Below are 14,815 nucleotides of genomic sequence, written 5' to 3'. Positions count from 1 at the left end.
TTGGGTTTAGTATAGGATGATCACATCTGCCTTTTCAACATTCTCAATAATCTTATAATCAAAATCAGTTGCTGCTTTTAGTACTTTCAGTACATGTTGAGCTGTCGTGGTCTTTTTAATATTTCCAGTAAAACGATAATCGCGCAAGGCTTCATTCTCAAACTTGAATTCGACCCCATACCACCGGCTTAGTTCATTAAAAATATCTTCCAAACGCTCATCTCTGATTACAAATTTGCCGTCGCGCCATGCTGATAAAACATGAGAGGAGAGCGATCTTAACTCCATCCGGTTTTCCTCTTTCAGATACAATGCACTTTCTCCCGGAGTCAAACTCAAAATCCGACTTCCTTCATTCGATAAAATATCAGCTTCACCCTCAACAAGCGATGTTTCAATAAAATTATCCTCCGGGTAAGCTTTTATATTGAAGGTTGTTCCCAAGTCGCGTACGATGAGCTTACCAGTTTTTACAATAAATGGAAAATCTTCACGATGGGCAATCTGGAAGTAAGCTTCTCCAATCAGTGTTGCTTGGCGTTCCTTCTTTTTATGGTTCTCCCGAAAGCTTAATTTTGAGTCAGAATTCAACCAGATTTTGGTTCCATCAGCTAATTCAATGACACTGACACTCCCTTTCGTTGCCATAAATCGCTGTGTTTGAGAATACTTATTCTCAAGATTTCCTTGTGAAATGAAATAACCAACTGCCCCACTAAGCCCAATCACCACAATTAAAATGGCAGCATACCTGAAAGCAACTTTGAGAGTCGTGTTAAGAACCTTTTTTCTTCCTTTTTTCACCTTCCGCCAAATCTCATTGAATTCAGCGCCCTCATCAATTTTCGTATTCTTAATTGAAGTTCTTAACCATAAGCTTTTTAATTCCATGAAAAGTTCTTCCTGCTTCTTATCTTGCGACAACTGCTTGTAGAAAACTTCCTTCTCTTCGTCTGATGCCTCACCTGTAAGTATATGTAGTAATAAATCTTCGCTCATTTCATGCTTCTTTATGAATGAACAAACAAGAATACTGTTACCCTAATGAAAAAATGAATAATTTCTGAAAAAATATAAATGAAGAAAGTTGTTAATCCAGGAAATTGGTCAATATCATGATCAGAGGGAGGTAGTCTTTCAATTCCTTGCGTAGAATTCTTAACGCTTTGGTTAAGTGGGCTTCAACGGTTTTCAAAGTTACGCCAAGCTTCGCCGCAATTTCTTTATTCTTTAAATCTTCGAAGCGACTCATTTTAAAAACTGCACGACAATGTTCCGGTAGGTTTTCGATGGCACGATCAATATTTTCTTTTAACTCCTCAAATTCCAGGTAACTCCCCGATACCTTCATCAAACTTTCATACTGATAATGAATTTCCATCCATTTTATTTGCTCATGATGCTTTAATAAAATCTGACGTCGCTTGAGAATATTTAAGCTGTTATTTTTAACTAAGGTGAATAAGAAGTTTTTTAGATTTGAATCCTGATCGATTTCCTTTCGGACTTCCCACAACTTTACAAATGCCTCTTGAACAACTCCTTTAGCTTCCGCCGTATCTCCCAGATAGTATTTACTTAAATGGCAAAGAGGTTGATAATATTTATCGTAAACCTCCCGGAAGCTGCTTTTTTGCTCCTTCGATAAAGAAAATAGTTGCTCGTGCATAGCGATAGATGAGTAATCAAAGATAAAAAAAACGCGCTGCGAAACAAGTAGTTGTCAAGTATATTCAAACACTCTGCTTGACTAAAATACAATCCAACCCTAAAAATAATCCGCGATACAATCATACCTTATTCACTTTGTCCAACTTAGAAAAGTCTCTTCAATGGCATCCGCATCTAATAAGCATAAAAAACTTTTTTACCGCGAATTTCAAAAGAAAGACTTTACCTGGAAACGTGGCAAGCACATTTCAACAAGTAAAGTCTCTCTCAAACTGGTTAGCAACCCTATTCTTGCTAACCTTCAATCATGATCTGGACCTAAATCCCTATTCTACAGGTATCATCTCTTTTTTCAGTTTGGCATGATGCCTGGCAATTTCAGAATTCTTAGTCAAATCCCAAATGGATACATCCATATCCCGTAGCGCCAGAATAGCAGTAATCCAGCCTTGTGTCCAGCCCGTTTCAATGGCCCAGGCTCCCCAGCCAAGGTCAGCATTTGAGCCACATTGCTCAAAACGCTGGTAGTCAAAAGCACGCATCCAGCCACCATCCAACTCCGGAAGGTTATTCGATTTTACCTGAATACGGCACAAAAATTCAGCAAGCTTGTCGGTGGCCTTTTTAACCTCAGCATCGTCGGTCGCATAACACGCTTCATGCAAACCTAAAAATGCAAAGTTGGTTGTATACAGCAAATCACTCACCGGATCACCATTTTGAGCAATCAGCGAGGCTTCATTGGTTCCATAAGCTTCATTGGATTGAGGCGGCGGATAATTTCCCATTTCAATAGCCCCCAATTCTTCCTGAATTGCTCCACACTCATCCTGTAACTCCAGAAAATCATTGACTACAGTTAACAACATCGCTCGGTTGGCGTCCGTGTTTTCAACGCGAACCAACCAAGCCAAAGGCAAAATCATTCGTGCCCGTTCCTGCGCCAACCCATTGGTCCACGTCCAGCCATCAGGATAATGTTCCATCATAATCTGAATCCCATTTTTTGCCCGCTTCAGAAAGATATCATCTCCAGTTTTATCGTAAGCCCACAAATAGCAAGCCCACAAATAACTCTCAAAATGCGGAGCCAAGTGGACAATCTCCTGATCGAAATAATGCCTCCATCCATTCTTCTCAAAGTGAGGTAAATCAATCCGGCTACCTCTAAACCCATTTTGCCCTGTTGTGCGAGCCAGTGCCAATAATGACTTCATCAGAATTTCATCCCAATGATCCGATCCGGTAAGTGCTGCAGTTGTCCAGGCTCCAAGAAAAAAGCGAGCATTATCATCGCCATAGCTAGCCTTGTACCACACGTAATTGCTAATTCCCCAAGGAATTAATCCATAAGCTCCATGATCAGGATCAGCATACTCATTCTTTGTGGCTATTGAATTTAAAAGATAATAGTCCAACAGGTTACGCGCAATTTGCAAATATTCGTCATTTTCTAAAGCTTTACCTGCAGTTGCAAAAGCCATGGCTGTTTCGCTAATGCAATCACCGCGCTCCATAATACCAATCGGCTGGTTGCCATTTTCATCAATCTCAGAAAAGATACACTCGAATACCCCGCTAGATCCTTCTCCCGCAGGAATATCTTCGCTCCAGGCCAATCGTTCGATGCCTGAATCGACCATTTTTCGTAAGGTATCTTTATAAGATGCAGGGATAAGCATTCGAGCATTTTTGTACCATTCCACACCACGAGAAAAGCTTTCCTTCTCATAATCGGCAGGCATGGGCTCTTCTTTCGCATAAGTTGCTCCAACAACCGGCTCCCAACTCAAATCTTCCAATTCAATACCTGGCATAACAAACTCAAGTATGTTTTGCCACACCGCTCCCCACTCTTTAGATGGGGCATAGCGCCCGGAAACAAAACCACTCAAGTTCGTAGTTGACAATAAGATCGGCCAGTCATTCATTTCCAGAAGTAATGGATATTGTTTTTCAGGTAAGCCAAAAATTGCCAAATCGAAACCAGCAACTTTTGCAGCGACCATATGCACCTTTGAGCGTTTAGGATCCACATTCAGGTAATGAAGCCCGTTCAGACCCAAAATGGCTAAACTATCAGGATAGCCATTGAAAAAGGTTGAATTGACGACGACACGCTCTTTATTAGACTGCTCAATCCCTCCGATAGCCCGATCAGGCAGAGATGATGGAAATTCCAAATAGGCCCGGACTCCTTTCTCCTTTAGCAAGTCATAAAAGTTGTCGCCCAATTCTTCAGGCTTGTTTGGATAATGTGAAGATAAGACTAAAAGTGCATCACCGGTTTGAGCTTTCTGAATGGCCTGCTCAGGCGAATCATGAAAAGTTAGCTGGATATTTTTATGTGTTTTCAGAATGTTAATCAAGTCATTGTTCGCAGTACCACTAACATGGACTACATGTTTGACTCCGCCGCAAGACATCAGCAGTAAAGCCAACACCACCACAATCATACTTTTCGTTCGATTTGTTCTTCTTTTAATTGGTTTGTTGATTTAGGTTATTTTATCTTTTCAATACTATGTTTTTTCAAAACAACTGGATAAACATCACTTTCGATGGCTCTTTTCCCCAGCATAAAAGTGCGACAGGTATGGAATCATCCAGGCATGCTTTTCCCAAACTACCTATAACATCGTAGTTATCGTCCAATTGCCCTTAAATTAAATGGATTAGTTATTGATTATTTTCGTTCATGAAGGGAACAACGTACTCACCATTTTTTCTTCCTTCTCCGTATATTTTGATCTTTTACACTAAAAAAACTTCCTTTTTCAAAGATAAAAATATGCTTTAAATTATTACGATAAACAGCCAAATTCAACCTACCAGGCTACCCTTTTGAACAGAGAATAGATATATGCCCAATGCTACGGCAAGGTTGCTTGCATCCATAAGTCCTTTACTTTGCGGGGAGGCACATCAAGGATAAGAAATCTTCGGTCACCGACAGGAACAATCGCCCCTTCACCTTCCTGGTTCAAATTCATCTCAACACCCGGCTGTTTCAACAACTGTATTTTTCCTGCTGCTATGGGAAGATGAAGACGAGCTTCTCCACGAACATGCCAGTAAACCACCCACGTTTTTCCATCACGCCGAAACCAAAAGGCACGAAGATCCTCTGACATCCCATCCAATTGTTGGTATGGGATTAACTCAAACTTTTCGTCTTCATTTTTTAACAAAATATGCTCCTGATCCGGATTTTTTAGTTCCTCTTTTTGCTCCTTCGTAAGTAAATCATTGATGCGTACTTCTTCCCAATTTCTGACAACCGCCAAATTATCAGCTGTTCGGGGGTGTTTTTCCAGTTCCTGCAATTTTCCCATCAAGGCAATCGGGCAATCCCAGGCAGCAGCTCTACTGCAAATGTATTCATACATATCGGGTTGCATACCAGTGGAAGAGCTATCCGGAGCCAGGTAATCGTTCCACCCAAAATTGATTGAAGTAAAGTCCTGAGCGGTATATTCCGCGGCATACATCGGATACTTCTGTGTAGCTTCCCGAATGTATTCTGGCTGGAATAAATCAAAAGCATTTCCCCGGGTAATCATGTGCCAGCTGAAATGTGATTTGGTTGCTCCCTCAGAGCAAACAGGATCCGGATTCAAATTGTTGTAAACTTCCAGTTGTGCCTTTGGAACATTGTACCAATAAGGAGGATGAACATCTTCAGCCCCATCAAAATAAATAAACTCAAAACCTGCCTCTTGACAAATCCTGCCAATTCGTTCTCCAACTTCATTTTGGATATTGGTCTTCTGATCGAAGCGTATAAACAAAGGCCAGGTATCAACGTCAAGCAAGCCAAACTTAAAGCCTTTTTCAACAGCTTTTACAGTGGTCCCTAACTCTCCTCGCCGGCATCCTGTAAACTGATAAGGTGGCTGGGTCGTATAGCCCGAATAGCTAACTAATTCATTCCCTATTTTTAAAAGTCTTCTCCCATTTTCCATGGTGCAACCTTCAGGGTTTTCTTCCACCTGAATTGTTGAAGCCTCCACTCCAATTGAATCAGCCAAGGTAAATATCCTTCTTAAATTAAGCCGTGCATCAGGAACCGGACTAACATAAGTATCATTTTTTGCTGCCTTATTGTAATGAATGTGGAAACCAGGAATCATTCCGGCATCTTTGATTTTTTGGGTAATCGTCTGCAAATCCTTCATCCCATTCGGGTAATTTGTCCGCCAATTGAAATGCCCCATTGATTTGGCGAAGTCAACATAGTAGATGACCATCATTTTAAACCCACCTTTCCTGGCAAAAGCAATATGCTTGTCAATATTCTCCGTTGTCACATTTCGCAGCTCATAGTAAGAGTACTTATAGGCTTCTTGTCTGCGGCTTTCAACTCCCAAAGGAAGCTGATAATCTCGTTCCAACTGCTCTATTCGGTCAAGTAGTTTCTCTTTCGTCGTGGTTATTAATGCTGCCCCAACATTCATCAATTTCACCCGGTTATCCATGCCGGCATAAAGCAATCGGCAGCTTCCCTTATCAAAAGCATCAATACGCGCGAATTCATCTGTTGCCAAAACATTCACAGCAACCTTATCATCCCATTCAACATTCAACCATTCCCCAAAATAACGCCGCTTCTTTACGGGCAATTGCAATAAAGTAAATTCATCAATCTCGGTTCTTCGCTTTATTCCAAACTTCTCAATTTCATAATCCAACGCGGTAAGCTTGAACCCGATATAATCATTCGTAATATTGAGCGAAATGGTAGCGGTGTAGGCAATTTCTTCGAAACCTACTTTCAAACTATTTCCCTCCCGCCATAACGTATCAGCAGCAAAAGTTCGTGGTTTTGCCGGATAGGTCAAAAAAAGCTCATTGTCATAAGGCCGGAATTCGGTAAGTGCAAATACCGGGTAGTTTGTTCCCTTTTCAAGGCATTCCTGCCCAGTTGGTTTATGCTTCAAACTAATCGCCTTGCCATCGGTACTTAAAACCAAAGACATCTCAACATTCTCAATAACAATAAAATCTTTTCCACATTTTCCAACAGCATGACTTTGGGGTACTAAAAACAACAAAACCACTACTAATAGACCAATTTTATTCATTACAATAACCTATTAATCGCGACAAGAAGGCAGGTCGTTCTGCTTAAAATCAAATACCTGGAGACTTCCTTCCTCCTTGCAAAAACATTAAAAATCAACTCAAACCCATCGATATTATTTTATCTTCATAATTTGAAGTTAGCTACAGCACAATCAAAACTAGCCTTACCATAACTTCAACGTGTTTACCCTTCAAAACAACAGCCCCTTTCAGCAAGCTAGTAACAGACAACCAACATATGATGAGAGGTCTCAGAAATAAACAAATCCCTAAATTCTACACAACCGTTTGTCTTAAAATAACCGAGTAATCAATGCAGCTTAATCATCCCCTTTTCCATCTCCAACAAAGTAATCAAAACATCATTGAAAAAAGAATTTACTACATACTAAATCTATCAATAAAAAGAGTCTCCTGTAATAATTAGAGATAGAAACACCTTTAACATCCACACAATTCAATGCAATCGTTTGACTTCAATTAAAAAGTCGAAAAATTTGGGAATTCAAGCATAAAAGTATCGCTTCTGCTTATGTGTGAAAAAACCGTTGGAAATAATCCCAACGGTTTCAAGCCAAATATCTTTAAAGTCGGTCTCCTTCTTAAAACGACTCTCTTGTCCTTACTCTTCTTGATTGTATATAAGAGCTGACGTAATTGCAACCCGGTATCCTTCTGGAAGATCGGCAGCAACCAGCTCCAATTGAAGATCGCCTTCCGGAAGTTCGTAATTCCAGTAAACATCTGTTTTTCGAGAGGCCACTTCTGTAGGCAGGGTAAGTACATCAATTTGTTCGCCATTCAGCAAAACATTTAATTTCAAATCCTCTTCGGGCAAGGCACCATTGGTTCTTTGTGCATAACCAGTCAAAACAATGCCGGCACCTTTAAAATCAATCCGGTAACTTTTTTCAGCATGTGTGATTTGTTTCTCAGCAAGTGGCCACTGGTGCTCAACACGTTCGCGTGGATATAAACCATCAAAAGACTGTTCCAGGCGTACTGGCTGAACGGCTTGGTAAGCAATAACAACAGAATCATTGGTAACTTCTCCACCTCCGCGTTCAATCATTTGCAAAGCATGTTTATAACCTAGCTGATAAACATCGGTAAGTGCCAAATCAGTATAACTGAAATTCCGGTCTTCCACGCGGTCCAATCCTTGTTTCCAATAGTCCGGAATATTGCTGAATCCGATCATGGCTCCTAAAATTCCAGCAGCATTCGATGGATTACAATCCGAATCCTGTCCGGCACGAGTACTGATGTCGACGGTTTTTCCATAATCGCCATCTCCATAAAGCAAGCCCAATACAATGTAAGCAGCATTAAGGCTTGCATCAATATTAAACGCTTTGAACACGCCATCCGGGCAGCCTTTCTCGAAGGACCATTTGCGCTGAATTTCAAACCAGTTTCTTTTCCAGTCATCCGGGTATTCTTTGTGCCACCGAATGACATCAGAAATTAACTGGTAAAACCGACTTTCCTGGGGCAGCGCTTTTAAGGCTTCGCTAACAATAAATTTAATGTCGTCGGAAATGAAAGCCTGCGTATACATGCCAGCGACAAAAACACCGCCGTACCAACCATCTCCATAGTTCATGATGTGGCCAATGCGGTCGCACAATTCAGAAGAAGCATTGATCATTCCGGGAGACATCAGCCCCGCAAAATCAGATTCAATCTGAAAATCAATATCATCGGCATGTGGATTATTCAGGTAGTGACCTGAAGCAGGAGGCATAATTCCTTGAAGAATATTATAACGAGCAGCTTGATTGGCATGCCAAAGCATGTAGTCTGCCGTTGCAAAAGCCATTGCATGCAAAGAGTCAGAGGCATCAATGCCATGTTCTTCAAATACCGACACAAAGGTCAAATCCATGTACACATCGTCATACAAGCCCGGAAACTGATCGTACCACATGGTCATTTGGTGTTCGTCCCAGGCAATTGGGACCTGATCATTAATCATGGAGCCCAGCCATTTAAACTCGGTTGGCCCACCATACGAACATCCGATAACCTGGCCTGCCCAACCCCCTTTAATTTTATCCTGAAGTTCAGCTTTACTCAGTTTAAACGTTGAACTTTTGTTGCCTCCGGAAGGAGACTCTGCAGTGGGCGAGCTACAGCCGATAACTGCCAGCAACAAGCCAGCAATACCCATTCGTAACATTTTCATTTCTTTTTCATTTTAAAGTAAATTATTCATTTACTCTCTCCTCTTCATAAACAATGTGCCTCCTTATAACCGTCTGTGTCCTTATGCTTTTAGCAAAAAAGCCGATTAATAAGGAAAAGTGTACTCTAACAATTTATCAGAACGTGTCCGAATATATGTTTCAAAAAAATCTGCTCCTTCAGTCAGCTCAATCACTCTGGCACCACGATCCAGGATTTCCGTATAAGCAGGGACATAGCCTGTTTTACGTCCGTAGGCCAAAGCAACTCCAAATATACTACCTATAAAATCATTATTATGATCATGCCCTACAAAAACGCCTTTAACATCACTCATTTCAACAAAAGCTGATAACAAACCGGTATTCATCGTCGGCGCATGAACTCTCTCCGTATTGTTTCCCAAGGTGGCTTCCTGTTCGCGCACAATGGCGTACTCAGGCAGCGGAATATGGAAAAAAGCCAAAGCCGGAACGACACGTTTATTCTTTTTAGCATACGCCTGGCTTGTTTCCCGATACCAGTCAATCTGGTCGTGTTTAACCCAGCCATAGCCACTTACTTTTTCATGATCGGAATAGGCCTTTGAGTCAAACAAATACACCACCATTTCATCCTGCTTCCCGTCAGAAGACTGAATTGGCAACGAGCAATTTCCCTGCCCGGAAATCCCTTTCTTCTGGTTCACAGTCACACTCATCGGATTTTTGCTCAAATGTTCCAAAATCTCGCTGGTGGTCACATCTGTTTCAGTATCATGGTTCCCAAAATTAACGGCAAATGGCACCTGTAGCTCAGTCATTGGCTGCGTAACCCGGTCCCAGCCTTCTAAAGCCGGAGAAGAAACCACCACATCGCCAGTGAAGACAACCAAATCAGGCTTTTCTTCTTCAATTAAAAGCCTCATCAGCTCGATAGTGCTGTCATTCTGTGCCTTGTGCTTATCTGAATGCACATAATGCAGATCGGTAAACTGAATGATTTTGAATTTCTGATCCTTAAACTTCAAGCCAGATCCGGCCGAGGCGTTTAAGCTAATTAGCACAAAAAGAAGAACAGCAATTAAGGTTCTTCCTTTCCAATCAAAGTAGTTTATGTTCGACATTTTCATAGTTGTTTGTTAGAATTTTAAAAAGTAAAAAAGGGCAGGCTAGTTCTTTTTCAAAATTGCTTCGAGGGGTAGGTGATCCGAAGCATAAGTTTCATTCACAGTCTGATAGTCCGAGACTTCAAATTGATCATTTGCCTGGTTATTCAATAAGATGTAGTCCAGCGTACGATCCGGATTATCAGCAGGGAAGGTTAACGGACAATTGACACAAGCTGGAACAAGCGCTTCTTTCAAATCACTCATGACCGAATTGTCCGGTTTCATATTAAGATCCGCTCCAATAACCAACGGAAATTGTTGATAAGCATCGATCACATTGATCATGGTTTTTACCTGTAGCAAACGGTCTTCATCCGACAGATGATCGAGATGAGCTGAACCAAAAGCCAGCAGGCTGCCATCAGGCAACTGCACGTTGACCAAGGCGAATGCTCTGATTTCAGATTTGATGCTATCACGAACAGGCAAGCGATAAGCCTGAGCCTCAACAATTGGGAAGCGGGAAAGAACGGCCACACCATAATCGCCACCCGAGCGGTCAACGGCCTTGGCAAAGAAATAGTTCATGCCCGTTATTTGGGCCAACTCTTTAGCCTGATGAACTGTTTTTCCTGAACGTTCGGTAAATGCATCCACTTCCTGCAAAGCCACCAAATCAGGTTTAATGCGGTTAATTGCTTCTCCGATAGCCGGCAAGTCGATCAGCTCCCAACCTCCCGAAGGAGGATGAGCAATCCGGATATTGTAGCTCAATACCCGGATTGTCTCCTGTTTGGTATTTTGAAGATTTTGGGGCTCAGCAGCTCGTGCAAGCAGGCCGAAACATAAAGCCAAACCAAGCAGCAAGGACTTCATCCACCCAAAACTTAACACGTTTCTAGAATAGTTCATCAACTACCTGATTGAAGTAAGCGATGTTCTTTTTGATATCAGGCACTGAGTTGTCCCAGTTGTATTCGTATTCAATGGAGAATAATCCTTCAAATTTTTCCTCTTTCAAAACTTCCAACATGTCTTTCAAAGGCAGGATTCCTGTTCCCCAAATTACATCATGCTGTTCGGCTTCGCCTTCCACTTTTTCTTTGATATCTTTAAAGTGAAGCGATTTCAAACGGCTTCCATATTGTTTCAACCCTTCAACCGGATCAAGGCCCATCCGTTTCCAGTGACCAACATCAGCACATGCACCAATGCGATCGCTCAATCCATCAACAGCTTTCAAAAACAACTCTGGCGACCAGTAATTGGATGGTTTGGGGTGATTGTGGATGGCCACATCAATTTTGTACTTGTTGGCCAGCTGATCAACAAACTTCAGGTGTTTGTATTCGGGCTCGCAGGTGATAATTTCAATGCCCATGGCATCCGCAAACTGGAACAGTTGTTCCCATTCTGCTTCATCTTTACAAATAACCACACCACTGCCCTTAATTTTTACGCCTTTGGATTTAGCATATTTCAACACCTCTTTTTGAGTGGCTTTATCCATTTTGAAATCCATGGTTCCTTCAATGTCTTTTCCCAATGGCTGACCGTAGTAGACTTCCATGTAGTTCAAGCCCAGTTCCTGTGCTTTATCTACTGCTTCCTGAAAAGTAAAACGGTGAAAAGTATAGCTCTGAACGCCTAGTTCCCATCCGGCTTTCTTTAATTTTTTACTTGGTTGAGCTACTACTGGAAATGCCATTACTAATGCAATTAAAAAAAGACCACAAGTCTTCATCGTTTGTCTCATTATCCTTCAATTTTAGTGTTTGTTGTTGGTTTTGTGTTCTAACAGGAGAAACCAGCTTGCACCGGTTTCTCCTGTTAAAGTATTTTGCTTTTAGCCTATTTAGGCATTGGTGGCAAAGCCCAGCCTTCGCGGTAGGTGTGGTTAATCCACTCTTCTGAAATCGCTTTCGCATTGAAATCAGCAAACTGACGATCGAAACGAGGATCGCCATCCACCACTTCAAATTTATCAACGGTTACCACTTTAATCTTATCTGAATCAGAAATATTCGTAAAACGCATATTTTCACCATCCCAGTGAAGGGTCCGGTTCAGCGACTGCAGACGTACGGCCAGCACTCCCATCACAACCATTTCGTTGAATGGTCCGGAGTAAGCGAAGTTGGCACTTGCCTCTTTCCGGCTGCCTTTCGATTCTTTACAGGCACGGATCCAGTCACGCTCGTGCGCTCCCGACCAAGGGCCGGCTTCTGAACCTGGAATACGAGCAATCGTTGGTGTTGGCTCTTTAAAATCTTCCATTCTTTCGTAAGGCAACAAGGTAGGCTGCATACCATAATAGCTGGTCATGATCTTACCTTTGGTTCCCACAAACAGCAAACCACCGCCGCTGTCTTTACCTAAAACTTCACCATCAGGAAGTTCAATCGGACGTTCGGGAAGGAAACCACCATCGTACCATACCACTTTAACCTCTGGCATACCAACATCATGCATGTTTTTGCGGGCAGGGAACGTATAAGTTACCTTTTCGGCATGAGGAGCACTCTCGGTATTTACCAAAGTTGAAGAAGCCTCAACTTTTGAAGGGTATTTTAAATTCAAGGCCCAGAAAACCGGATCAAGTACGTGACAAGCCATATCGCCTAAGGCACCTGTGCCGTAATCCCACCAGCCACGCCAGTTCCAGGGTGTGTATGAAGGATGATAAGGACGGTAAGCAGCCGGCCCTAAAAACAGATCCCAATCCAGGGTTTTTGGAACTTTCACATTCTCAGTTGGACGCTGTAACCCTTGTGGCCAGATCGGACGGTCAGTCCAGGCATGTACTTCAGTCACTTCGCCAATGGCTCCGGACCAGATCCACTCACACACACGACGAATGTCGTCACCGGAGTTCCCCTGGTTACCCATTTGCGTGGCAACACCATATTTTTCAGCCAGTTTGGTCAACAGGCGTGATTCATATACAGAGTGTGTTAAAGGCTTTTGTGTGTAAACATGCTTGCCTAAAGTCATGGCGTGTGCTGTTACACCAGCATGGGTATGGTCTGGCGTTGCCACCATTACCGCGTCAATTGAGTTACCCATTTTATCCAGCATCTCGCGCCAGTCATTAAATCGTTCTGCCTTCGGATAATCTTTAAATGTTTTATCGGCATATTTCCAATCCACATCACACAGAGCTACAATGTTTTCAGCGCTCATGTTACGCAGGTTGTTACGTCCCATTCCACCGACACCAACTCCGGCGATATTCAGTTTATCACTCGGCGCAGTATGTCCAAATGATTTTCCCATAACGGTACTTGGGACTACTGAGAATGCAGCGCCTGCCAAGGCAGTTGCTTTTACAAATTTTCTTCTGCTTATATTCTTCATCTCTATTTAGTGATTTATAAGGTTTCTAAGTTTAGGTTTCTCCAGAGGACTTTGATTTCGCCTCCGTCGTGTATTTGAAGGGCAATGCGACCTTGACCACGTCCGATTACGTCATCGGTCAGGTTCATCATTTCTTCACCGTTAAGCCAAGTTGTTACATGATCGTCCTGAACGCGAATTCGTAGTGTGTTCCATTCACCTTCCTTCAAAATATCTTCTTTTTCTTCCGGAATTTGGATCAACCAGCCACGTCCGTATGATTCGTAAACACCACCCGTATCGTGTCCTTTTGGAGCGACTTCAACCTGCCAGCCATTCACCAAAACTCCTGGCTCAACAAACGAACGAATAAACACCCCAGAGTTTCCGTTAGAAACTTGCTTGAACTCAACACTTAAGTCATAGTCGTCGTAGTAACGAGTTGTTGCCAAATAACCGTAGCCTTTATCGGGGCCATTTTCACATATCAGCAAGCCATCCTCAACATACCATTTCTCATTTCCATAAGCTTCCCAACCAGTTAGGTCTTTTCCGTTAAAAAGCTCTTTTTTGAACGTTTTCTCAGGCAACTCACGTATTTTAATGTTCCGGAACCAAGCTGGATAGCCATGATCCTGAAGACAGAAAACACCTTTAGTTGCTAAACCATATTCCGGCATATTCTCCCACTTGCCACTGTTTTTACGCTTAAACCAGTCTTCACTCCAAGCTTCAAACTCCAGTGTCTTCTCGCCATTCATCCAATATTCAACATGACCATTATCGAAAACAATTTTAGAGTTGTTCCATTGGCCTGCCGGGTTTACTTTCAATTTAGCCTGATCAGGCAGATACATTGCATAGTCAGCCCCACACTTTTGCCAGTCTTCGAGTGGTTCAGCAAAATTCTCATCATCAATCAACTGATACTCGGGACCAGTAAGGTAAGGTGTTTTAAACTTTTGACTTTCAACCACATGGTAAAGCATTCCGCTGTTTCCTCCCGGAGATATTTTCCAATCCCAAGTCAAAACAAAATTTTTGTAGATCTGGTCATTCACCACATAGCCACTGGCATCGCTGCCATGTCCTTCGGCCTTGATGCAACCATCTTCTACAACCCAAGGGCCAGTCAAGCTTTCCCCGTTGTAATCACGCCACCCCGAAAGGGTTTTACCATCAAACAGCAACTCCCAGCCTTCGGCCTGTTCCTGTTCTGTCAATTGGTTGTGCGGTTTAGTACAGCTAGAAATAACTAAAACAGCACTCAAAAAAAGTAAACTCGTAATTTTCATTTTTAGAAATTATTGATTTGTTATGCATCTAATGTAACTCCCCTTTAAAATCTGTATATTCTGACGAAGGATGACCATGGGTGCACTTCTATTATAATTTATTTTGTCCCTATCAAACACCACAAAAACCAACGCCTTAGTATTCAGAGGT

The 14,815-nt window shown here is 42.2% G+C and carries 10 protein-coding genes; all 10 read right to left on the bottom strand.

Annotation, left to right across the window (positions count from 1 at the left end):
- Positions 1–6: 6 nt before the first annotated feature.
- The 10 genes from ACRD6K_RS10295 to ACRD6K_RS10250 all read right to left on the bottom strand — a co-directional run bounded on the left by ACRD6K_RS10295 (position 7) and on the right by ACRD6K_RS10250 (position 14,664).
- On the bottom strand, positions 7–999 hold the full coding sequence (locus ACRD6K_RS10295) for a FecR family protein (RefSeq protein WP_430973194.1): 993 nt from the start codon (positions 997–999) through the stop codon (positions 7–9).
- Between the two features lie 91 nt (positions 1,000–1,090).
- The gene (locus tag ACRD6K_RS10290) at positions 1,091–1,669 is read right to left on the bottom strand and encodes an RNA polymerase sigma-70 factor (RefSeq protein ID WP_430973193.1); all 579 of its coding nucleotides are present in this window, start codon (positions 1,667–1,669) and stop codon (positions 1,091–1,093) included.
- 328 nt (positions 1,670–1,997) lie between these two features.
- The gene (locus tag ACRD6K_RS10285) at positions 1,998–4,127 is read right to left on the bottom strand and encodes a hypothetical protein (protein ID WP_430973192.1); all 2,130 of its coding nucleotides are present in this window, start codon (positions 4,125–4,127) and stop codon (positions 1,998–2,000) included.
- Between the two features lie 417 nt (positions 4,128–4,544).
- Complete coding sequence (locus ACRD6K_RS10280; protein ID WP_430973191.1) at positions 4,545–6,755, bottom strand: alpha-amylase family protein; 2,211 nt, start codon at positions 6,753–6,755, stop codon at positions 4,545–4,547.
- 623 nt (positions 6,756–7,378) lie between these two features.
- Positions 7,379–8,944, bottom strand: a complete 1,566-nt coding sequence (locus tag ACRD6K_RS10275; protein ID WP_430973190.1) for an ADP-ribosylglycohydrolase family protein — start codon at positions 8,942–8,944, stop codon at positions 7,379–7,381.
- 105 nt (positions 8,945–9,049) lie between these two features.
- Complete coding sequence (locus tag ACRD6K_RS10270; protein WP_430973189.1) at positions 9,050–10,048, bottom strand: metallophosphoesterase family protein; 999 nt, start codon at positions 10,046–10,048, stop codon at positions 9,050–9,052.
- Positions 10,049–10,093: 45 nt separating this feature from the next.
- Positions 10,094–10,945, bottom strand: coding sequence for an endonuclease/exonuclease/phosphatase family protein (locus ACRD6K_RS10265; protein WP_430973188.1), 852 nt, complete (start codon positions 10,943–10,945; stop codon positions 10,094–10,096).
- Complete coding sequence (locus ACRD6K_RS10260; protein WP_430973187.1) at positions 10,932–11,741, bottom strand: sugar phosphate isomerase/epimerase family protein; 810 nt, start codon at positions 11,739–11,741, stop codon at positions 10,932–10,934. The genes ACRD6K_RS10265 and ACRD6K_RS10260 overlap by 14 nt, the downstream gene beginning before the upstream one ends.
- A gap of 143 nt (positions 11,742–11,884) precedes the next feature.
- Positions 11,885–13,390, bottom strand: coding sequence for a glycoside 3-dehydrogenase (locus ACRD6K_RS10255; RefSeq protein WP_430973186.1), 1,506 nt, complete (start codon positions 13,388–13,390; stop codon positions 11,885–11,887).
- Between the two features lie 14 nt (positions 13,391–13,404).
- Entirely contained in the window at positions 13,405–14,664 is a 1,260-nt protein-coding gene (locus ACRD6K_RS10250) for a 3-keto-disaccharide hydrolase (protein ID WP_430973185.1), read from the bottom strand.
- Between the last annotated feature and the right edge of the window lie 151 nt (positions 14,665–14,815).

It is taken from the genome of Sunxiuqinia rutila (genome assembly GCF_050589705.1).
GTDB lineage: Bacteria > Bacteroidota > Bacteroidia > Bacteroidales > Prolixibacteraceae > Sunxiuqinia > Sunxiuqinia rutila.
This window is presented reverse-complemented; position numbering and strand designations above follow the sequence as displayed.